The organism is Paenibacillus sp. 01T442 (assembly GCF_056398345.1).
The window spans coordinates 58,812-83,184 of record NZ_JBFTPF010000010.1; the positions used below are offsets into that span (position 1 = coordinate 58,812).

The window sequence follows — 24,373 nt, forward strand, 5'->3', positions numbered from 1 at the left end:
GGATGAAATTGAAGGTTTCTTTTCGAACCCGGGTATGGATTTCAACGATGCTGGCGCTCTTCTGTTTACTCAGTCAAACGCTTCCCGGTTTTGCGGATATAGGTACTTCATTGGGAACAGAATCAAAGACAACGAATGCGGAAGAGCAAGTGAATTCATCCAAGCAGTTGGATCCATCTTATTCTGAGAAGTTGGAACAGTGGAAAAAGGAAGGTGCTTCGATCGATCATAATGGGAGTTTGACTATCCCTGGATCGAAGCTGGCCAGCCAGTCGGCTAACGCCAATATTTCTACCGGGACCTATAATGAAAAAAATGACGTTTTGATCTGGAGCGCTTCAAAGGACGAATGGATTGAATATGAGGTGAATGTGGCGCAAGGTGGATTGTATACCATTGCAATGACCTATAATCCTTTCGTCGGTACGAAATACCGAAAGCCGATTGCGCTGAATTTGACCATTGATGGTTCAAGCCCTTATTTGGAATCGAAATCGGTCGAGTTATACAGACAATGGAAGGATAAGTTTCCGATTCGTCAGGACGACAAAGGCGATGAGATTCGGCCACCGGCGGAAGACAAATCAGGCTGGTTATCTTGGGAACTTCGCGATATATCAGGTGCATACGAGGATCCGCTGACGTGGTATTTAGAACCGGGGAAGCACAGAATCCGATTGGCGGGCAGCGATCCATTTGCGCTCGAGTCTATAACGTTAAAAGCACCTCATCTACCAGGCGAATATAAAGATGTGAGAAGGGAGTGGCCAACCGGTGCTCCTCCTGTAAAGTCGGAACCGATCAAGATCGAAGCTGAGCAGATGCAATGGAAAAACGATTCAGCCATCTCATTGGCCTTCGATAATGATATTGCGTCAACACCCAGTGTCCGCGGACATATTACTTACAATGTGATAGACGGAGCTCGGTGGTCTTCGAATAACCAAGAGATTAGCTGGAACTTTGATGTACCGGAAACTGGGTACTATAAAATTGCGATGCGCGCGGAACAGTCTTTTGTATCTAACCGCTCGTCATTCCGGCAGATCATGATAAACGGCAAAGTGCCGTTTGCTGAGCTGAAAGCCTATCGGTTTATGTATGCAACCGGTTGGAAAAGTATTACACTGGCCGATGAACACAATAATCCATACGAATTTTACTTGGAAAAAGGAAGCAATACGATCTCGATGCGTGCCACTTGGGCACCGTTAGGTTCAGTTTCATCGGACTTGGAACGAACGATTAGTGAATTGTCTAAGTTATCCGAGGATTTGAGAACATTAACAGGTAATGTGGACGACAAAAACCGGACTTGGGATCTCAAAAATGACCTTCCTACTTTTATTGAACAAATGCAAGGTGTACATGATGATTTGAACGGTGTGCGAGAGCGGATGGCAGCTATCAATGGCCGACCAGATGCCGTTACGCAAGCGCTTGCTACCGTGCAGAAAGATTTGGAAGGCTTGCTGAAAGATCCAGATGAAATTCCTTATAATGCAAGTATTTTGAACAGGCTTCAAGGCAAGGTAGCGGAACAGATCAAGCAGCTCTCCTATCAGCCTCTTCAGTTGGATCGCATATTTGTCGTGCCAGCCCAGCAGCCACTTCCGAAAATGCTCCCGACCTTTTATGAGAAATTGGAAGGCGGAATCATCAACTTTATCGATTCCTTTAAATCAAAAAGAAAAACCAATAACGAAGATATGGTGCTTGATGTTTGGATGCTGCGTGGAAGAGATTACGTCAACATGCTGCAAAGTTTGGCAGATGAGATGTTTACACCGCAATCCGGCATTAAAGTTAGGGTAAATCTGCTAAAAGACGAAAAACTGCTTGTTATGATGAACGCAGCAGGAATTGCGCCTGACGTTGCGTTAGGCTTGCAGCAGTCCATTCCGTTCGATTACGCGATTCGGGGCGGCGTCTATAATCTGAAGCAATTTCCGGATTTCGATGAGTACGCTAAGCAATTTTCTCCAGGTACGTGGCCAGCTTTTTATTATAACGGCGGTTATTACGCGGTGCCAGAAACACAAGAGTTCCGTGTCATGTACTATCGGAAAGATCTTTTAAAAAGACTAGACTTGAAAGTTCCTGACACTTGGGACGATCTTTACAAGATGCTCCCAGTACTGCAGCAGAACGGAATGAACTTCACGCCGGTTAACGACCACGGTATATTCCTGCAGATGCATGGGGCCGAATACTATTTGCAAGACGGTTCAAAGACGGGGCTGTCCTCGGAGAAAAGCTTGAATGCGTTCAGGCAATGGACCGAACTGCAAAATAAATATGCCATTGATCAACAGATGGACAGCTTCTACCAACATTTCAAGGATGGGTCGTATCCCCTTGGTATTGCTGATTTGAATACGTATCTGCAATTAAATGTAGCAGCTCCTGAATTGAATGGTTTGTGGGGGGTTGCTCCGGTTCCAGGTGAACGTCAGGAGGACGGTTCGGTAGCTCGCTGGATGGGCGGAAACATGTACTCTTCGATGATTATGAAAAACGCCAAACATCCGAATGAGAGCTGGGAATTTTTGAAATGGTGGACATCAGCAGATGTGCAGAGCAGGTTTGGTACTGAGCTGGAAACGCTTTACGGCGTTACATTCCGATGGTTCACGTCCAATATGGAAGCGTTCACGCAGCTTCCGTGGAAGGAAGATGATCTGCAAGCAATTTTGGAGCAATGGAAATGGTACAGGGAAGTGCCGAACGTACCTGGCGGCAGCTATTTAATGGAGCGTGAAATGAAAAATGCATGGAATCGAACCGTCATAGACGGGATGAACTACAGGACATCACTTGAACTGGCCGCGAAAGAAGTGGACCGAGAAGTGAAGAGAAAACTACAGGAATTTAAATTTATCGACGAAAATGGAAAGTTGGTCCGTTCGTTGGATTTACCGGTTATTACAAAACCTTGGGAAGGGGTGGATAAGTATGTTAAAAAGTGAGCCGATTACGCTCCCTAGTTCGTATATGTCCACAAACCGAGTGAAGAAGAAGGATCGTAGCTTGCTGCAAACAATTTGGTCATACCGTGTATCCTATTTGTTTATAGCGCCATTTATGATCTGTTTCATTCTGTTTATCTTCCTTCCCGTGCTATCTGCGATCGTACTCAGTTTTACGTATTACGATTCCATAGGACCTCCACGCTTCGCAGGTTGGGACAATTTCCGTTACATGGTGTCGGAAGATTTGATCCTGCTCAAATATGCGCTGCCGAACACAATAACATTCGCATTATTAGTAGGTCCAGGTGGATATATAGCCGCTTTCTTACTAGCGTGGTTAATTTCGATCTTACCTAGTATATATCGCAAATGGTTTACACTCGCTATGTATACGCCCTCCTTGGCAGGCACGATAGCGATTGGTATTATATGGGTTCCTATGTTATCAAGCGATCGAATAGGTTATTTGAATAGTGTTCTTCTTAAATTTGGGTTCATTACCGAACCAATATTGTGGGCTACCAGCAAAGAGTATTTAATGAGTTCTATGGTTTTTGTTACGCTTTGGAAAAGTATGGGAATTGGTTTCCTGGCTATGTTGGCTGGCATTCTGAATGTCAATCCGGAGCTATACGAAGCAGGTAGGATAGATGGCATTCGAAGCAGGCTGGAAGAAATCTGGTATATTACTATCCCTTCCACAAAACCGCAAATGTTGTTCGGAGCTGTTATGGCAATTGTCGGAGCGATTCAATCGGGAGAAATAGGTCAGACGTTATCGGGGATGAATCCAACGCCGCAATATTCGGGTCATGTTCTCTTAACACACATGCATGACTATGGATACACCCGTTTTGAGCTCGGTTACTCAACGGCATTATCCGTACTTCTCCTTATTTTTATTTACTTTGCTAACAAGCTATGTGAGAAGTTGTTTGGCACGAAGGAGGGCGAGTAAATGAATGTCGCTGGATCTCTTCGGAAATTCGATTCTTGGCGTATGCGCAAGCGGCTGCGCAGATTCAGTTTTATGGAAAAAGTATCAATTATCATTCTTATTTTGATGAGTATTTTTTTGATGCTGCCTCTGATTTATATTTTTAATCATGCTTTTAAACCTTATGAGGAACTGTTCATTTATCCGCCAAATATCTTCGTGAGACATCCTACAATTCAAAGCTTTTTAGAATTAGCGTCCATCACGAAGGGAACGGCAGTCCCGATCACGCGGTATTTGTTTAACAGTGTGATCGCCACAACGCTAGGTGTTATAGCCATCGTAATTGCAAGTGCAATGTGCGCGTATCCGATATCCAAGCATAAGTTTCCAGGGCACAAGTTTATATTCGCGACGATTCTGCTAACTCTGCTGTTCGTCCCTGAAACTGTTTCGATCCCGAGATATTTGATCATCAGCCAATTGGGCATATTCAATACCTATTGGGCGCATGTTCTTCCGCTTGTAGCCGTTCCTACAGGTGTTTTTCTAATGAAACAGTTCATTGATCAGCTCCCAGATGAATTACTCGATTCCGCTCGGATGGACGGAGCCAAAGAGTTTACACTTTTTTTAAGAATTGTCATTCCTGTCGTACTGCCTGCGATCATGACGGTAAGCATCATTGCATTTAACTCCACATGGCTCAGCACAGAAGCATCGGAAAATTTTATTCAAGATGAAGAATTGAGAACATTTCAGTTCTATGTCCAAACATTAACTTCCGGTTTGGCGAACAGTGTATCCAGACAAGGGGCTGTTGCTGCAGCTGCATTAATCTTGTTTTTGCCGAATTTCATCATGTTCTTAGCTTTCCAAAGTAAGGTTATTGCGACGATGGYGCATTCCGGCATCAAGTAGAGGATCAAACCGGATGAAGGGAGCGTAACATAATGATGGGCATGCAACAAAACAGCCAAGAAATAGAGAAATGGGGACGGTTTGAACTGACGATGCAGGGGCCGTCGGAAGGGAATCCCTTTCAGGAAGTTCAGCTATCTGCTCGATTTCAGTACAAAAACTACATGGTTCAACCAGATGGCTTTTATGATGGAAACGGTACATACCGGATCCGCTTCATGCCTGACCGAGTCGGTGTTTGGACTTATGTTACGCAAAGCAATCACATTGATCTTGATGGTCAACACGGTGAATTCGTGTGTGTGGAGGCTTCTTGTGAAAACCATGGACCTGTAAGGGTAAAGGATCAGTATGTATTCGCTTTTGAGGACAGTACGCCGTATATGCCGTTCGGCACTACCTGCTATCACTGGACACATCACGGAAATGAGCGACTTGAGGAGCTTACTCTTCAATCCTTAAAAGAATCTCCGTTTAATAAAGTAAGAATGTGTCTTCTGCCAACAAGAGATATGAAAGCACCTCTTCGATTGGTTTTCGAGGGTTCGAGTCCCGAAGATGTGGATAGAACGAGGTTTAATCCCGGGTTTTTCACCCATTTAGAAAAGCGGATCGATGATTTGATGGATCTTGGCATAGAAGCCGATCTGGTCTTATTTCATCCGTATGATAAAGGATTTTGGGGCGTCGATAACATGGACGCTGAAACCGATGCATTTTACTTGCGCTACGTGATCGCGCGACTCTCCTCTTTTCGAAATGTCTGGTGGTCGCTTTGCAATGAGTACGATTTTAACACATTCAAAACGGTTGAGGATTGGGATCGACTGATCCAATTCGTACAGCATCATGACCCCTATCAACATCTTCGTTCAATCCATAACGGAACAAAGATGTATAAGTCCTCGTGGGTGTACGACTTTTCTAAACCATGGATCACTCATCAAAGCATACAGCACTGGGATGCAGAGCTTACGACAAGCTGGCGGGAAGCGAACGCAAAACCGGTTGTCATTGACGAAATTTCTTATGAAGGCAACAGCTCTAGACGTTGGGGTAATATTTCGGGCAAGGAAATGACCCACCGATTCTGGGAGGCCATGTCTCGAGGCGGGTTTGTCGGGCATGGGGAATCATTTATCGACAAGGAGACAAGGGCCTGGATTTCATCCGGGGGAAAATTGTATGGAGATAGTATGGAGAGAATCGCTTTTCTCMGTAAATTGATGGAGGAAGGTCCCGCAGATTGGATGAAAGCTTGGCAGCGAGGAGAGTATGGGCTTCAATATTTCGGCCATCATCAGCATGCGTATACTTTCGTTGATCTCCCTGATAATGCTTCCTACCGCCTAGAAATTATTGATACGTGGGACATGACCATAACGCCGGTTAAAGGCACGTTTTGCGGACTCACCAAGGTTGACCTCCCCGGAAAACCTAATCTTGCATTGCGAATTTGGAAGCTTTGAACCATGAATGGGAAGGAGGAGGTCTCTCTGAGAGTAGCCAATGAAGTGGAGCGTTGGGGTGTGTTCGAATTGACGCTCGAAGGTCCCAGCCATGGAAACCCGTTCACAGACATACGTCTCTGCGCTGTTTTCAAGAAAGAACGAACCTATGCGGAAGCTGAAGGATTTTACGACGGTAACGGGAGCTATCGGATCCGGTTTATGCCAGAAGAAGAGGGTGTGTGGACGTATTCAACGTCAAGCAATTGTTCGAAGCTGGACGGAATAACGGGAGAGTTCGCGTGTACCAGACCAACATCAGGAAATAACGGACCGGTTCGGGTGAAGGGTAATGTACATTTTCAATACGCGGATGGAAAGCGATTTACTCCAATTGGCACAACTTCTTATGGGTGGCATTTGCAAAGCGAGGAACTTCAGGAGCAAACGCTGCTTACGCTGCAGCATTCGCCATTTAACAAAATCCGCATGAGTGTGTTTCCGAAAAACGATGAGTTTCGTGATGCGGAACCAAATAACTACCCGTTTGAAGGTACGCGAGAACAAGGATTCGATTATAGCCGTCTTCGTCCGGAATATTTTTCTCATTTGGAGAAAAGGGTGAAGGATTTAGCAGATCTCGGCGTACAAGCAGAACTCATTTTGTGGCATCCATATGACAATGGCCGTTGGGGCTTCGATGAAATGTCTTCGGATGAGGATGACCGTTATCTGCGATATATCATCGCACGGCTTGGGGCACAACACAATGTGTGGTGGGCACTCGCGAATGACTATGATGGCATGACACATAAAAATAGTGAGGATTGGAAGCGCTTATTTCGACTTATTCAGGAATGCGATTATGGCAGACATTTGCGCTCCATTCATAATGATCGGGTTTGGTACGATTTCGGCGTCCCGTGGGTGACTCATGCGAGTATCAAAACTACGGACGTAAGAGTTGCATCAGAATGCACCAAACAATTTGGAAAGCCGGTTATCATTGATGAATGTGGATTTGAAGGAAATCTGACTACAAGTTGGGGCAGTTTGACGCCTGAAGAGTTAGTTTGCCGAATGTGGGAAGGAAATTGTCGTGGAGGCTATGTGACACACGGAGAAACGTTTTTAAATGTGGAGCATGTACTCTGGTCGTCTCGTGGAGGGGAACTACAAGGAAGAAGTGTTCGGAGAATCGAGTTTATGCGCGAAATACTAGAAAAAGCACCGGCTCAAATGACATACAGCAGCGATCGACTTGATGCTGCAACGTTGGAGGTAAGGGGTGAATATTATTTACAGTACTTTGGCCCGCATCGATTTGCCTATCGCGAATTTTCACTGCCGGATGGTAAATATGAAGTAGATCTGATCGATACATGGAACATGACCATCGCACCTCTTACCGGTACATTTGAAGGTCGATTCCGGATCGATTTGCCTGCAAAGCTTTATTACGCGTTGCGTATTCGCAAGATGACCGAAACGTCTTACAAATAGCTTCATAAGGGAGAGATGTCATTGGAACCATTACGGAAATCAACGGGTACTTCAAAGACTTCAAAGCTATGGTATGAAAAACCAGCAAAAACATGGAATGATGCACTGCCTATTGGAAATGGGCGTCTGGGTGCTATGGTATTCGGGAAAGTGAATCAAGAACGGCTGCAGCTGAACGAAGACTCCGTTTGGTACGGCGGGCCGGTCAACGGAGATAATCCTGACGGTCGAAAATATTTTCCGGAAGTACGCCGTTTGTTACAAAAAGGGAAACAAATAGAAGCAGAAGAACTGGCACAAATGGGACTCATGTCCAATCCAAAGTCCTTGCGTCCGTATCAGCCGTTAGGTGATTTGCACTTTTATCACGACGGGGAGAAAAAGATGATTTCCAATTATTATAGAGATCTGGACATTGAGCAGGGTATCGCCCATGTAAACTATTGTTTAAACGATGTTTTGCATGAAAGGGAATTGTTCAGCAGTGCGGTCGATCAGGTGTTGGTGCTCAGAATCACCTGCAATCGACCTGCAACCTTAAATCTCCGAATGCATTTGAGTCGCAGACCTTTTGACGAAGGTACGCATAGGGTCGACAACGATACTTTGGTGATGAGTGGTGAAAGCGGGAAAAACGGTGTGACATACTGCACGGCAGTGAAAGCCGTACCAGAAGGCGGAACGGTGGAAGTAATCGGTGATTTCCTCACTGTTCAACAGGCGGAAGCGGTTACCATTTATCTTTCGGCAGCAACTACCTTCCGTCATGAGGACCCCCAAGCCGAGTGTATTCAACAGTTGGTTCATGCGGCAAGTAAGGGATACGAACGGGTCAAGCAGGATCACATTTCGGATCATACGTCCAAATTTGGTCGAGTAAAGCTGGAGTTGGGACGTCCTAAAGATGCAAGTGAAATCGAAGTACTGCCAACGGATGTCAGACTTCAACGGTACAAAGACGGTGGCGAAGATCCGGGGCTTATTTCTCTGTTTTTCCAATACGGCCGTTATTTGCTTATGGCTAGTTCCCGCCCTGGTTCAAATCCTGCGAATTTACAGGGCATATGGAATGAAAGTTTTACACCCCCATGGGAGTCAAAATACACAATCAATATTAACACGGAGATGAATTACTGGCCTGCGGAAGTTTGCAATTTGTCCGAATGCCATGAGCCGTTGTTTGATTTGATCGATCGTATGCGGCCACATGGCAGGAAAACAGCGCAGAAGGTATACGGATGCAATGGATTCGTCGCTCACCATAATACCGATATGTGGGGATCCACGCAAATTGAAGGGAATCATATTCCAGGTTCAATTTGGCCAATGGGTGCCGCTTGGTTATCACTGCATCTCTGGGAGCATTACCGGTTCGGCTTGGATGAACAATTTCTTCGTGAACGGGCGTATCCGGTAATGAAGGAAGCGGCTGAATTCTTCCTGGACTATTTGTTTGAAGACGAAAAGGGGCGTCTCGTTACCGGGCCTTCTACTTCTCCTGAAAATAAATTTATCGGCCCTGACGGAAGCGTAGGATGTCTGAGTATAGGTCCTTCCATGGATACCCAAATCATCTATACATTGCTCAGTTCGTGTATGGAAGCTGCGGGCATACTTCGAACGGACGAGACGATTCGGCAGAAATGGGAACTTACGCTGCGTAAGCTGCCGGCGCCGCAAATCGGCAAGCACGGACAGCTGCAGGAGTGGGTGGAGGATTGGAATGAAGTTCATCCGGGCCATCGCCACATATCACATTTGTTCGCGCTCCATCCAGGAGAAATCATTCATCCAAGGCACACGCCGGAGTGGGCGGAAGCGGCCAAACGGACACTGGAGCGCCGGTTGGAGAATGGGGGCGGACAAACAGGCTGGAGCCGGGCTTGGATCATTAATTTCTTTGCTCGTTTGGAGGATGGGGAACAATCCTATGAGCATCTTCGCTTACTGCTTTCCCTCTCGACACTGCCGAATTTATTTGACAATCATCCGCCGTTTCAGATTGATGGAAATTTCGGTGCAACAGCGGGAATTGCCGAAATGCTCCTGCAATCGCACCGTGGGGAGATTGCGCTGCTACCGTCATTGCCTAAGGCTTGGCAGCGCGGTAGAATCAGTGGTTTTCGCGCCCGTGGAGGCTTCGAGATCGAGATGGAGTGGGAGGATGGCGAACTAACCCACTGCGTCATTAAAGCGACGAAAAGCCAATTATGCACAGTAACGTGCAGACGTCCGCAATCGGCTCTTATTGTGGAAACGGATGGAAAACCGGTTGAAACCATTACGTCGGAGTTTCTAACAAAGTTTAACGCGGTAGCGGGGAAAACCTACTTGCTGATTGCGGAGAAGCAAAGCAAAGCGCAAATAGGGACATTGGTTCGTCATTCATGATTGTATTCACAGTTGCAAAGTTGATGTTCCATGCAATTAATTATTTGAGTAGACCACCTTGCGCATAGCGTTCGGTGGTTTTTTCTTGCCTACGACTGCACCACTGTGTTACTTATCATGGAATATAGGATGATATATGGCGAGCAAAAGATCMTATCGATGTGGTTGAATGCTCCCTAAAAAAAGCATGAACAGCCTATAAATGTTTTTTCGTAGTGATGTAATGTAGTAATTAAGAGGTGATACCATGGAATTCATTAGACCAGAGGATTATTTGCCAAGAAAGCAGCATATTCCGGACTTGAAGAAATACGGAATCGGCTTGATTGGCTGCGGTACCATAGCGAATACAGCGCATTTGCCCGCTTATCGTAAATATGGCTTGCATATTGCGGCTGTCTGTGATGTTAACGAGGAAGCGGCTCGCATGACAGCACAAAAATTTGATATACCGCATTGGACGACTGATGTTAATGAATTATTGCAAAATGATGAAGTTGGTCTCATAGATTTAGCGATCCATCCAGAACCAAGACTTGAAGTGCTGAAACTGATTGGCAAGGCACCTAGGCCTGTGTTATGCCAAAAGCCATTAGCTCTAAATTTAGAGCACGCTCAAGTGCTTAGTCAAGAAGTAAACCGACTGGGTATCGTACTTAGCGTCAACCAGCAGGCTCGTTGGGCTCCGGCTCATAAAGCGCTGAAAATGCTCCTTGAACAGGATCTCATCGGTGAGGTATACAGCATCCATCATGAGATGCGTTCGTTCCAAGACCAAGCCGGTAAGTGGTGGACGAACATGCCTAATTTCAATATTGTCGATCACGGTGTCCACTATGTGGATTTATGCCGATATTTCAATCCTAACCCAGAAGAAGAGTGGTCTCGAGTACACTGCACGACAGCTCAATTGAAGCAGCAAAACGCGATTGACCCTCTGATCTATTCAGCTAATGTCGAGTTTGGTCCAAAAGGGGGACGAAACCAGCTCATGGCTTCGCTGCTTTTTAACAATATTGCCAAAGCAAACCGTTCACATAGCAACACATGGTGGATTGACGGGACGGAAGGGAGCCTCTGGTGTACGCAAGAAACGCTCTATATGGCGTTAAATAAGCACAAAAACGTTGTACATGAGATTAAGCTGAAAGGAACATGGTTCCCGGACGCCTTCGCAGGGTCCATGCTTGCATTCATGACTGCCCTGGAGGAAGGCAAGCGTCCGCCGGTTACTTCGGAAGATAACTTACAAACGGTTGCTATGACGACATCCATGGTTATTTCCAGCCAAGAAGGCTGTGTAGTGGAAAGAAGCGACGTGCTGAAAGGAAGCGATGGATTATGAACAAACTCGGTTTTATGAGTTACATATACTTAGGCTGGAGCGCGGAAGCTATCGCCGAGGACGCTTGCAAACATGGGTTGACTTATGTACAAATCGACCCCAAGCAGGCTATGCAGGTTATGGATGATGAACCATTTTCACTGACACGAGCTGAAAAAATTCGAGCCATCTTTGAGAAAAAAGGGATTTCCATCGTAGGTTTGTCGGCCTATACCAATTTATTGAATCCGAACCTTCAGAAACGGGAAGATAAGCTAAAACAGCTAGAGAAGATGATCGACMTATGTTCGGCCTATGGAACACGGTATATCGCGACGGAAACGGGAAGTCTTCACCCTACCAATGCTTGGCGTGATTTTGAAGGTAATCGGACTCCTGAAGCCTGGAATGAACTGCTGAACATCATTGACCGTTTACGGAACCGAGCAGTGAAGAAAGATGCGGTATTAGTCATCGAAGGATTTGCACTTAATGTGCTGGCGAGTCCTGAGCAAGGTGTCCGAATGATGAAACAGCTTGGGACCGAAGGGGTGGCGCTCATTATGGATCCATTCAATTATTTGACGCAAGAAGATTTGAGCGGACAGGAAGCGGCTATGTCGAATATTTTCGACTGCATTGCTACCTATTCTCCGATTGCGCATGCCAAAGACACGCTCTACCATGACGGCGTATTCACGACACCTCGGGTAGGGGCGGGGCAAGCAGACTGGCATGTGTATGCAGCGTTGCTTGCCAGTCGATTGCCGGATGTCCCGTTGATTCTGGAGCATGCAAAGCCGGAAGAAGTAGCGGAATGTTTGGATTTGATCCGCAAATCCTTTGAGAGCGCAGTTAGGACGTGAAGAATGTCTATGACGCATAAACCGAAATTAGGCATACAGGGCCCAGTTGTTGCATGGCAGGATTCATGGGCAGGAGATGCTTCTGAGCTTATTATGAGGACTGGAACGGGGAGTCTCAGTCCGTCTCAAGATCCAAAGCCAGAGCCTGATCAATTTCTTCGAGCTCTAAAAGAGTTAGACGCGGACTTTTATGTTCATCATGTGATTCCAGAAATGAAAGGGTATTCAGAACTCTTGACGGATATCGCGGAAGCGGGATTAGACATCTGCCTCGGCAATGAATACGGAAATATAAACGGGCCATGGACGGAAGGAACGAACCGGTACGACCTGCCCGATAAGGCGATTGTGCAGGCCGCAAATTCGGGACGGTGTATCGGACTTCTGTATGATGAACCTGAACATTTGCAAATAAACGCCGGACAATATCGGCATGATGGCTGGTTCCCGCATTGGGGCAGCACCGATGCAAGGGACTTGGCAGAGTCGCGCGCCAAGGTTGAGCGGTCGATTCGGTCACATGTCCAGCATGTACAAAACGTTTTAGAACAAAATGGAGCATCCCGCACATCCATGCCATTGATTGCGGAGCATGTATTTCCAACTATGTTTCATACGGTTGCCAGAGCGGGGATGGACATTTGCCCTAAGATCATGAAGGAATCGTTTCAATCCTTGCAGTTATCCACCGCTTTGGGAGCGGCCAAACAATATGGCAGAGCGCTATGGATATGCGCCGATTTGTGGGGGCCGGATACGGGAGAGTGGTTCACCCGCTTTCAAGGATTCCCTGGGCATTCTCCACAGGAATTCGCATCAGCATTAAGGTTGGGCTACTTGATGGGACCATCCCATCTGTTCGTAGAAAATATCGATGTTTTAATGAAACATCGTCATACAGGATTTGAAACAACTGAATTCGGAGATGTATGGAAAGAGTTCGTTCATAAATTCATACCTGAACATACCTTGTCTTGGCACCATTCACAAGCAAATCCGGATATCGTCATCATTCATTCAGATGACAGCAATTACGGCCAAAATGAAAGATTGTTCGGCAATCGGACACTCACTGATTTGGGTGGTTCCCAAAGTGTGTTCCACATCTGGCATCTGCTCAGCAGAGGTGCAATACCTGCTCACGGCAGCTGCATGCATATCCCAGGCTACGACTTTCCGAGACACGAATTGAAAAGTAATGTAGCCTATGAACAATTCCCATTAGAACATGGGTATGTTTCCAGCGATGGAAGAAGGGTTCATCCATTATTTTATCCTGTTCAAAATGTGATAGTATTTGACGAACAAGTGAGCGCAGAGCAGCTCGGAAGTCCAAAATTGATTATGGTGGGAGGCTCATCTCTCTCCAATGCAACATTGCAGGCGGTAGTCAAAAGAGCTGAAAATGGAGGCGTCGTTGTGATCGCCGATTGGCTGCTGCCCTCCGATTGTCCTGTAGAACTAAGATCGAGCGGGAAAATGGGCTTCGGAACATGGAACGTTACGGACAATTTTTTAGATGAACGCATCCAAGAGATCGTTGAACCGTTCTTGAGCGAAGAACGCTGCTGGATACAGCGCTTTGGCACGACAGAAGTAAGGATGTACCCTAAGGACACGGAAGGGTACACACTCGATTTTGAAATCGCAGCTGGTTGAGTTGAATCTATGCGGTATGGGTTCCGCAGAAGGGGAGATAAGTTTGGAGCCAATCAAACATCAGGATCCGTTTGCGGAGATTGCGTTCCGCGAACATCCCGGAAATAAAGACGGATTGCGGGAGATTCCTCCCGTGGCTTATAAGAAAAAATATTTCACGCCGGGTATGGAAAAAGCAAAGAACGTTTCTGTTCTCTCCTATGAGGAACAAATCGCGGATTTCAATGAGGGTTTGAAGCTGTTGCGTGAAAAGTACAGCCCTTTTATGAGAAATTTGGCTCCATCCTCCGCAATGAAACGCAAACGGCAAATATGTAAGGAATTTCAATTTCGGTATCAAGCAACGGAGGATGCTGATTTTACGAATGTGCTGGAAGGAACTGGGGAATGGGAGAATGTGATGGTTCCTGATTTCCGCGGGCCGACGGGTGAAAACGGCAAATGGACGGGGTTTTACCGCAGAGAGTTTTCCTATTCAGCCGTGCCTGTTGGGAAGAGAGTCTACCTTGTATTTAAAKGGGTTGACTATAAAGCGACCGTATATCTCAATCGTAAGTGCATAGGCAGCCATGAGGGACTCTTTGCACCTTTTGAATTCGACGTGACGGACTTGCTGCAGGACCTTAACACATTGGTCGTTGAAGTAGTAAACGACTTTCCAATGATGGGGGTAGGCGGCACGAAGTTGGACGGAGATAAAATGTACGCAGCAACTGGGCCCGGATGGGATAATTCATCCAGCGGATGGAGCCATTGTCCGTCAGGTGCCGGTATTTATAACTCGGTGTATTTGGAAGAGCGGTCAACGCTGTTTATTCAGGACATTTTTGTTCGGCCTAACATCGATGACAGCTTCGTGGAAGTATGGATTGATGTCGTTAATACGACGAATATGCTTAAGGAAAATTTCGAATTGATTCTTGAAATCTTACCGAAAAATTTTACCGGTGAAGGTTTAGGGCCGATCTCTTTTCAAGCTGCTTACGCTGGTCCAGGTCTTAATTACTATCGTTACAAGGTGGATTTTCCGTCATTCTGGATGTGGGAAACGGAAACACCATTTCTATATATGGCTCGTGTACAAGTAAAGAACAGTACAGCATGTTTGGATAGCCAAGACCGCACCTTCGGGATGCGCAAATTTCATATGGATGAAACGGACACACCGAAAGGAACGTTGTATCTCAATAACCAGCCGATTATGTTAAGAGGCGCCAATGAGATGGGGCACTTGCAGCAATGTGTCATGAACAACGATTTCGAACAGCTTATTGATGATATTTTGATCGCCAAATATGCTAATTTGAACTTTTACCGTATAACACAGCGCCCTGTTCAGGAAGAAATATATGACTATTTCGATATGCTCGGCATGATGCATCAATGTGATCTTCCAACATTTGGATTTATCCGCCGCAACCAATTTGTAGAAGGCGTCCGACAAGCAGCGGAAATGGAGAGACTGATCCGCAGTCATCCATCGTCGATCATGGTTTCATTGATTAATGAACCTTCGCGAACGGAGAAGAGGCGTAAAGGCCACCGTCATCTGCATCGGAACGAGCTGGAAGCATTTTTCGTTGCCGCTAGACAGGCAATTTTCATTGAAAATCCGGATCGTGTAGTCAAAAACGCGGACGGGGATTACAATCCTCCCACCCATGAAGGACTGCCCGATTTTCATTGTTATAACATGTGGTATACGAACAATACGATATCCGTAGGTAAAATGTATAAAGGTTTCCTTCCTTCGATTCGGACGGGATGGAAAGCCGGCTGTGGAGAATATGGCACGGAAGGATTGGATCATGTCCAATTGATGATGAGCCGTTACCCGAGCGAATGGCTTCCCTCCTCAGAGACGGAGCAATGGCTGCCAAATAAAATCACTGGAGCGCAAACCTACGGTTTGCACGGCGATTGGTTTGCAGAACAGTCTACGATTCATGAATGGGTCGAGGCTAGCCAAAAGCACCAATGTCTGGCGACGAAACTGATGACAGACGCATGGCGAAGAAGGGCCGATTTGGTGGTTTCAACCGCCATTCATCTGCTCATTGACGCATGGCCTGCAGGCTGGATGAAAGCCCTGGTTGGTGTGGATCGTATTCCGAAACCAGCCTACTTCACCTATAAGGAATGCTTGGAACCGGTAAGGATCCATTTAAGGTGCGACCGTTGGAAGGTGTATGAAGGGGAAACGCTGGAAATCGAAGTCTGGATATTGAATGATACAGCCAAAGATTATGACCGGTGCCGTTTCATTGCTACACTTCGGGACGATAATCGGGATTACGGCAATTACGAAATGACAGGCTCTGTACCTATGGCGATTTCCAAATATGCAGGAACAATAAGTTTTTCAGTTCCATCTGTACTAGATCGACAGAATTTGTACTTGGACGTCGTATTGCTGGATGAAAACGGGGAGTTGATCAATCAGGAAAGATTCTCTTTTGAGGCGTTTGCCAAAACGAAAAATCCGAATTCCCAGAAGATCGCTTATCTAGATGCCGAAGCCGAACTGATTTGCTCCCTGCTAAACATTGAAGGCAAATCGTATGACGGAGATACACAGAAAGAAGGCTCGCTTCTTCTTTCTTCTAAGGCAGCGTTCCACCGTCATCAGACATCCATTCTCGAGAAGGTTCGTCAAGGAGCCACGGCCGTTTTGCTTCTGCGCGGTCCGGACAGTGACCCTTGGGAGATCGAAAATACGCTTGTTCGAACAAATAAATTACGCGGATTGTACACGTTAGCCTCCCAAACCGAGAATCCGCATTTGCAGTGGATGAAAGTGGATGATCTCTCCTATTTTTATAACTTGACGAATGACAGGATAGATGGACTAACCAATTGTTATTTGCAAGGAGAAGGATTTGATCCAATTGCTTTCGCCTATGAGTCTCATGGAGAACCGAACGGCAAAAAAAAGCTGCCAGTTATTGGAGTGAAGCCAGTTGGTAAAGGGAAGTTCTACTTCGTTTGTTTGCCGCTTACGGGTAGAGTAGGTTTCAACCCAACATTGGATCGATTCTTGATCTCCATATTGAACGACAGAGGAGGGGACGACACATGTATACCATTGTTAGCCGAGATAAGCAAAAACGGGCAGCTATAACGCGTACGCCTAAAGGCATTCAGCTTATTTTGCAAAACAAGGGAGAACAGTCCCCTCATTTCTCAGGATATTTGAATGAGATGCTGAGCTTTTCCACTGGAAGACCGTGGCGTTCAGATTTTGTAGGGTTAGAGGGTGTACAAATCACTGCAGGACCCAACTTGATTCGGTTCCGCGGATCATTGAAAGCGTTAACGTTTACGATGGAGTTAACCTTCGATGAGCATCATGTACTAAAAATGAATGCGACTTGGAAAAATTTGACGCATGGGATCCTGCGTGATGTAGCGATAGGACTTCATTTCGCACTGCCAAAGATGAGCAATGAAATGGTGACCATTCCTCATCTCATTTACAACAATAATCCTTCCTCAGATCCGAGCCGTGTTGTTCCGCGACTTGGATTAGGTAAGGATAAAGGTTTGATATGCGAGGAACATCGATTACCGATCCCTTGCGTGAATGTGGCATGGAACGATGCTGCAGAAGCTCGCTTTTTTTCTTTGTTTTCGTTACCTGCGTACAAGGAAACAGCGGATGGCGTTGTGCACTACGGCTCACTTGGAGCGGTTCAAGAGGAACAGAGAATGATTCTAGCTGCTATGAGCGGTGTTCTGATGTTTAATGGTGAGAAAGACATGTATTATGTCGGTAAAAACAAAACAGCCCCTTACCTCGGCGGTTATTTGGACTTCATTTCCGGGTTTTCTTTAACGAAAGAATACGCTCTGGATTGGGGATCTGTCGCTCATCCTGGTCAAGGTTTTCGCGAAATTGTTCGGAAAGGCATAGAGCTGTATGCGCCGAAAGGGGCAAATCCGCACTCGCTCGAAGAGATGATCCAGTTGAAGAAGAACGCAATGGATGATAGATGGCGGACAAATGAATTTGGTGCCGCGGGATACGTGAAATTTACGGATTCGAATGATTTCGGTAACGCTTCCAATCGTCCGCTTCACTATATGTACGGGTGGACTGGACAATGTTTGAAGTTGGCATGGTGCGACGCCAAGCTAGGGTTTATGCACAAAGAGGAAGAACGAATCGCCMGTTGTGAACAGGCCATCGATTTTTATTTGCGTGAAAGTCGGACTGAGGTTTCGGGAATAAGGCACAGTTCTTACCGTCTAGCGGATGGGCAATGGGATGACTTCAAGTGGAATAAACAGGCTGTTGTCTCCAGCCGAGCTCTCGGGGAAAGCATAGCTGATTTGGCGGAAGTCATCCTTCTGTTCCGGGAAATGGGCAGGGAAGTGCCAAATTCCTGGGTGAAGGCTGTTGAAGAATCGAGTGACTTCTTCCTTACCGCGGCCATGCCGTCAGGTATTTATCCAGCAGCCTGGCTGTCCGATGGCCGTTCGGCCGAAGATAGGATTACAGCCGCTGGGTTGCCTTGTCTGATCGCTGTTGTAAAGACTTACCGTGTCACAGGTAAAATCAAGTATTTGAAGGCTGCTGAGCAAATGATGCAGTGTTATTACGAGCAGCACGCCATGACATTTGAACGACCGTTTGCTCGTTCTACGCTCGATGCGAGCTGCGAGGATAAGGAAGCTGGCATGTACTTCTTTCTGGCTGCTTATGAATTATTTATGCTTACCAATCATGAGCGTTATTGTGAATGGGCCGAAATATCGGCGGATTGGCTCCTTACTTTTGTATATATGTGGAACCCGGTGTTTGATCGGGGATCTCAGTTCAGGAACATGGGATTTACCGCCACAGGCTGGCCGGGAGTCAGTGTGCAAAATCATCATCTTGATGTTTTTTTTCCGACCTTCGAATTTTGGCGTTTCGGCCAGTTAACCGGAAAAACCCAATATGAGCAATTAGGACGAATGGTATTCAATGCAATGGGACAGGGAATATGCACAAAGTCCGGAGAATGGAATTTTACTATTGTTGGCGAGCAGGGAGAAGGTTTTTTTCAAACCTACTGGCATCACCGGGGTCATAGCAATAAATGGAACCCATCCTGGGTGACTGCTCTTGTCCTGCATAATGGCTTGCGATTCCAAGATGCTGTGAAACTGGAGGTTAACCTATGATCAGCCGCAAGTTCCGGAAAATAGTATTCGGCGGTGATTATAACCCCGAACAGTTTCCGAAGAAAATATGGGAGGAAGATATGCGGCTGTTTCAATTAGCCGGTATCGACATCGCAACACTCAATGTTTTTTCTTGGTCCTTGAATCAGCCGGATGAGGAGACTTACCGATTCGATTGGCTGGACGAAGTGATGGATATGCTGCATGCCAATGGCGTTCAAGTGTGCATGGGAACAAGTACGGCTGCACATCCGGCTTGGATGGCGCGGAAATATCCGGATGTTCTAACCGTGACCTCTGATGGAAAAAAAAGAACATACGGCAGACGACATAATTCTTGTCCGCACAGCCCGACCTTCCGTCATTTTGCCGGAATCATGGCACGGAAGCTGGCCGAACGATACAAAAATCATCCGGCTTTGCTGCTGTGGCACGTAAACAATGAAATTGGCAATCGCTGCTACTGCAAGAATTGCGAGAAAGCGTTTCGAGATTGGTTGAAAATACGTTACAGCACTTTGGAGCAGTTAAATCAAGCATGGTATACCCGCTTCTGGGGACATACATTTTACGATTGGGATGAAATTGTACTCCCTAGCGCGTTAAGCGAGGGTCTGTCAGGCGGAAATTCCGATCAAACGGCTTTTCAAGGCATTACGCTCGATTATTACCGATTTAACTCCGATAGCTGGCTAGACTGTTATCTGATCGAATACAATGCCATCAAAGCTGAAATACCCGATGCGATTGTGACGACTAATTTCCAAGGAAACGGGACTTACAAGCCGCTTGATTATTTCAAATGGGCACCCCATTTAGACATTGCGGCGCTGGACATCTACACCGAGAATCATACACCGGAAAGCTATATGGCACTCCGATACGATCTCATGCGCGGACTGAAAGACGGCGCTCCATTTATGTTAATGGAGCAAAGTCCTAGTGTGATTAACTGGAAAACCGTGAATCCCGTCAAGCGCCCAGATGTCATGCGGCTCAGGAGCTATCAGGCAATTGCCCGTGGTGCGGAGTCCATTATGTTCTTTCAATTGCGGCGCTCCCTTGGCGCGTATGAGAAATTCCATGGAGCTGTCATTGATCACGCAGGCCACGAGAACACGCGAGTTTTCAAGGAATGTGCGGAGCTCGGAAAGGAATTACAGCAATTAGGCGATCGTCTATTGGATTCGCGAGTGAAGAGCAGAATCGGCATCTTGTTTGACTGGGAGAATTGGTGGTCTGTAGAACTTGGTGGCGGACCATCTGCTCATATCAAGTACTTAGATCAAATTCAAAAATATTATGATGCGTTTTACGAGAATCATATTCAAGTAGATTTCATCCATGTAGATACGGAATTAAGTCAATACGATTTGGTACTGGCCCCATTGCTCTATATGGTAAAACCCGGGTACCCGCAAAAGCTGGAGCATTTTGTAGCGAATGGCGGGACGTTTGTGACCTCGTTTTACAGCGGGATCGTGAATGAAAACGATTTGGTTACACCTGGTGGTTATCCAGGTGAGCTGCGTAAGCTGCTGGGCATCTGGGTAGAAGAAATCGATCCTCTTTTTCCAGACCAAAGAAATGGTATGGTCATGAAGCAGGGGTTTGGAAAGCTTCAAGCATCGTATGAATGCGGTTTAGTTTGTGAAATTGTTCATCTGGAAGGAGCGGAAACGCTCGCAGAATTCGACCGTGATTTCTACCGCGGATCACCGTGCGTGACCTATCATCACTTCGGGAAGGGCGAGGCATGGTATGCAGCTACAGACCCAAGTCGAGAATTTATGCAGCTATGGATCAAGGCTTTATGCGAACGGAAAGGGATTTCACAATTGTACGACGCACCGCCGGGAGTTGAGGTCACGCAGCGCGAGAAAGACGGAGATCGCTTTACTTTTGTTATGAACCACACCGAACAAATTCAAAAAATGAATGTAGGCAGCAGCGTTCAGAAGGAGCTGCTGAGCAATCTAAGCATCAGCGGTGATATTGAGCTAGAGCCCAAGAGTATCCTGATCCTGCAGGCGTAAAATGGCTAGAAGATGACCATGGTCAGAGGTGGTTTCAGAAAAGGAGGCGGATGCCGATGGAAGTAAGCGAACAATTACGCCATAAATTCGATCATCCATCGGTCGAATGCAGGTCGGTGCCATTCTGGGCTTGGAATGATGAATTGCAAGAAGATGAGCTGGTCCGTCAAGTAAATCAGATGAAGGAACAGGGAATGGGCGGCTTTTTTATCCATTCCCGCGATGGATTAGAAACCGATTACATGGGTCGCGAGTGGATGGCACTCGCCCGGAAGACCGTGGAAACAGCTGAAGATCTCGGCATGCAGGTGTGGTTGTACGACGAGGACCGCTGGCCATCCGGATTTGCTGGCGGACTTGTGCAGGACAGAGGCGGGGACGCTTTCCGTGCCAAAGGTTTGACATTGGAGATATGCATGCAGATTGGTCCGCACGATTTGACAGACAGTATGGCGCTGTTTAAGGCTGTCATCGACGAAAGAAACTTGGTTCGCTGCGAAAGACTGCATGATGGCGAATATATCGCGTTGAATGAGGATGAAGTCCTCTTAGTATTTCGCGTAGAAATTTCTGAGCGCAGTGCTTGGTTCAACAACGAAGCGCCGCCTGACAACTTGAATCCAGAGACAGTTCAGGCCTTTATTGACATCACTTATGAAGCCTACAAGAAAGAAGTAGGGGATCATTTTGGCAAAACGATTCGCGGCGTATTTACGGATGAACCTAGCGTGCATGACAGCCACTGTAAGTTTACTCCTGGCCGCGGTTGGCTCCCGTGGACCCTAACATTTCCTGACTTTTTTCGAGAAAGACGGGGTTATGATCTCTTGGATGTCATCCCCTACATGTACTTCAATGGCGCGTATTCCTCGCAAGCGCGTCATGATTACTGGTGGACGCTCACCGAACGATTCAGCGAATCGTACTCTAAGCAACTGGGTGAATGGTGCGAGAATAACGGGATCGACTTCACTGGCCATTTCCTCTGGGAAAATAATTTGGGTACTGCCACCCGCGTCTGTGGAGCCATTATGCCTAACTACAGGTATCAGCATGTTCCGGGAATCGATATGTTAAACGAGCAGACGAACGAATACATCACGGTTAAGCAATGCACAAGTGTAGCGAATCAATACGGTAGAAAGTTCGTTCTCTCCGAAACGTATGGATGCACCGGTTGGGCGTTCACCTTCGAGGGACAAAAATGGGTGGGAGATTTTCAATACGTGCTCGGTGTCAATATGAGGTCGCAGCATTTGGCACTTTATTCGATCAAGGGGTGCAGGAAGAGGGATTATCCTCCTGTATTCAACTACAATACGAGCTGGTGGAAATACAATCATGTGGTGGACAATTATTTTGCCAGATTGGCTTCAGTTTTGACGGAAGGCAGGCCAATTCGCGATGTGCTTGTCCTGCATCCTTCTTCCACCGCTTGGAGTATGGTTGGGACAGGTCCGTACGGCTTCCCTGCCCGCGGGAAAGATAGGGATGTCTCCGCAACGAATACATATGGTCATGAATTTAATGCTTTTCTAGGCAAATTACTCAGTGCACACTATGATTTCGATCTCGGCGATGAGACGATTTTGGCGGAAACAGGGGAAATACAGGGGGATAAACTAGCTGTGAATCTAGTGACCTATCGTATCGTCGTCATTCCCGTTATACAGACGATGTTAAGCAGCACTTTTCGGCTTCTGTCAGCGTTCCTGGAGGCAGGGGGAAAAGTGATTGCCGTCGGGTCGCCTCCGACGATGATCGAGGGCAGACAATCAGAGCTGCTACCTGAGCTATACGACCATGTGAATATGACCGTCGTAGGTGACGTTGCAGATACAGTTTCGGCCCTGGAGGGCATTCTGCCACGGCGAGTCAGCTTGACGAACAGGCAATCGAAAGAAGCGCCTGAAATGTTATATATGTTAAGGGACATAGGCGATTGCCGAGCCTTGTTTGTCGTGAATAACGACCGTGCGGGCACACATCGAATAACCATTCGCATGGAAAGCGAAGGATGTGTGGAAGAATGGGATGCGCTGACTGGTGAGGTGAAGGAGATAGAGATCGTCGTCCGTGAAGGGTACGTTCATTTCGAAGCTGTGTTTGGTCCGGCAGATTCCAAGCTGTTCATCATGAATACGACTAAAGCAGCAGTTGATTTAATAGCGGAAGAATCTTCGTGCAGGGTGGATGAGACTTCCTCGACGGCTCTTGAGCTAGGACCGGTTTGGCGTTTTACACGCACGATGCCTAACGTATTGACGCTGGACACCTGCTCCTATCGATTAAGGGATGGTGATTGGTCGGAAGAGACCGGTGTTTGGCAAGCTCAAAGGGCAATTCGCGAAGCTTTGGATATGAGACAAATTTATTATAACGGCCTTGAGCAAAGGTATAAATGGATTGACGATCCTCATCCACAGAACGGGACATCGGCAGCATTCCGATTTACCTTTCAAGTGTCGGACGTGCCGATTCATGATGTGTATCTCGTTATAGAATCTGCGGCTTATTACGATATTGCGCTCAATGGTGAAACGGTTTCCAATCTTCCTGTAGGCTGGTTTCTCGACCGAACGTTTGATAAGGTGCTTCTTCCTGGACTGAAGCAAGGTGAGAATGAACTGCTAATATCCTGTAAGTACCATAACCGTATGGAAGTGGAGGATATGTACTTAATCGGTGATTTCGGTGTTGATGCTGACAGGTATGTTGTGACAGAGCCTGAAACGTTGATTTTCGGAGATTGGTGCAAGCAAGGATATGCGCATTATTGCGGCAGTATCATCTACCATTTCGATGTCACTATGGATAACCATTCAATGGCACGGACAGTGTTGGAGCTTGGTGAGTACTCCGCGGTAACGATTGAAGTTCGAGCAAACGGGCAAACGGCGGGGCACGTGCCTTGGCGGGCTGCCAACCGAGTTGACTTGACGGCGTATCTCAACGAGGGAGACAACCAAATTGAAATCGAAGTAATGGGGAGCCCACGTAACATGCTCGGCCCATTTCACCAAATATCCGGTGATACATCGACGACCAATTGGGCCTCTTTCCGCAAAGAAGGCGACGGTTATACACCAGAATATAAGCTGCGTTCATACGGTTTGTTTGGACAGATAAAGCTGTACCGTATCTAAT

At 46.6% G+C, this 24,373-nt stretch carries 13 protein-coding genes; all 13 read left to right on the plus strand.

Going from position 1 to position 24,373, the window contains the following annotated elements; genetic code table 11:
* Positions 1–2: 2 nt before the first annotated feature.
* The 13 genes from AC1DLM_RS11380 (at position 3) to AC1DLM_RS11440 (ending at position 24,372) form a co-directional block, all read left to right on the plus strand.
* Positions 3–2,969: an extracellular solute-binding protein gene (locus tag AC1DLM_RS11380; RefSeq protein ID WP_477569964.1), complete on the plus strand. Its 2,967-nt coding sequence runs from the start codon at positions 3–5 to the stop codon at positions 2,967–2,969.
* Complete coding sequence (locus tag AC1DLM_RS11385) at positions 2,956–3,930, plus strand: carbohydrate ABC transporter permease (RefSeq protein ID WP_441989211.1); 975 nt, start codon at positions 2,956–2,958, stop codon at positions 3,928–3,930. Before AC1DLM_RS11380 ends, AC1DLM_RS11385 begins: the two co-directional genes overlap by 14 nt.
* Positions 3,931–4,830: a carbohydrate ABC transporter permease gene (locus tag AC1DLM_RS11390; RefSeq protein WP_477569965.1), complete on the plus strand. Its 900-nt coding sequence runs from the start codon at positions 3,931–3,933 to the stop codon at positions 4,828–4,830.
* 41 nt (positions 4,831–4,871) lie between these two features.
* Entirely contained in the window at positions 4,872–6,299 is a 1,428-nt protein-coding gene (locus tag AC1DLM_RS11395; RefSeq protein WP_477570012.1) for a DUF5060 domain-containing protein, read from the plus strand.
* A 3-nt stretch (positions 6,300–6,302) separates the two neighbouring features.
* Positions 6,303–7,781 carry a DUF5605 domain-containing protein gene (locus AC1DLM_RS11400; protein WP_477569966.1) on the plus strand — a complete coding sequence of 493 codons (1,479 nt, stop codon included), beginning with the start codon at positions 6,303–6,305 and terminating at the stop codon, positions 7,779–7,781.
* A gap of 21 nt (positions 7,782–7,802) precedes the next feature.
* Positions 7,803–10,172, plus strand: coding sequence for a glycoside hydrolase family 95 protein (locus tag AC1DLM_RS11405; RefSeq protein ID WP_477569967.1), 2,370 nt, complete (start codon positions 7,803–7,805; stop codon positions 10,170–10,172).
* 247 nt (positions 10,173–10,419) lie between these two features.
* Positions 10,420–11,517 (plus strand): Gfo/Idh/MocA family protein, encoded by a 1,098-nt coding sequence (locus AC1DLM_RS11410; RefSeq protein WP_441989216.1) that lies wholly within the window; start codon positions 10,420–10,422, stop codon positions 11,515–11,517.
* Positions 11,514–12,362 (plus strand): sugar phosphate isomerase/epimerase family protein, encoded by an 849-nt coding sequence (locus AC1DLM_RS11415; protein WP_477569968.1) that lies wholly within the window; start codon positions 11,514–11,516, stop codon positions 12,360–12,362. The genes AC1DLM_RS11410 and AC1DLM_RS11415 overlap by 4 nt, the downstream gene beginning before the upstream one ends.
* 3 nt (positions 12,363–12,365) lie before the next feature.
* Positions 12,366–14,021, plus strand: a complete 1,656-nt coding sequence (locus AC1DLM_RS11420; protein ID WP_477569969.1) for a hypothetical protein — start codon at positions 12,366–12,368, stop codon at positions 14,019–14,021.
* A gap of 43 nt (positions 14,022–14,064) precedes the next feature.
* Positions 14,065–17,142 (plus strand): glycosyl hydrolase 2 galactose-binding domain-containing protein, encoded by a 3,078-nt coding sequence (locus tag AC1DLM_RS11425; RefSeq protein WP_477569970.1) that lies wholly within the window; start codon positions 14,065–14,067, stop codon positions 17,140–17,142.
* Entirely contained in the window at positions 17,097–19,190 is a 2,094-nt protein-coding gene (locus tag AC1DLM_RS11430) for a hypothetical protein (RefSeq protein WP_477569971.1), read from the plus strand. Before AC1DLM_RS11425 ends, AC1DLM_RS11430 begins: the two co-directional genes overlap by 46 nt.
* Complete coding sequence (locus tag AC1DLM_RS11435) at positions 19,187–21,226, plus strand: beta-galactosidase (protein WP_477569972.1); 2,040 nt, start codon at positions 19,187–19,189, stop codon at positions 21,224–21,226. Before AC1DLM_RS11430 ends, AC1DLM_RS11435 begins: the two co-directional genes overlap by 4 nt.
* A 56-nt stretch (positions 21,227–21,282) precedes the next feature.
* A complete protein-coding gene (locus AC1DLM_RS11440; RefSeq protein WP_477569973.1) occupies positions 21,283–24,372 on the plus strand; it encodes a glycosyl hydrolase in 3,090 nt (1,029 codons plus the stop codon).
* The last annotated feature ends 1 nt before the right edge of the window (position 24,373 follow it).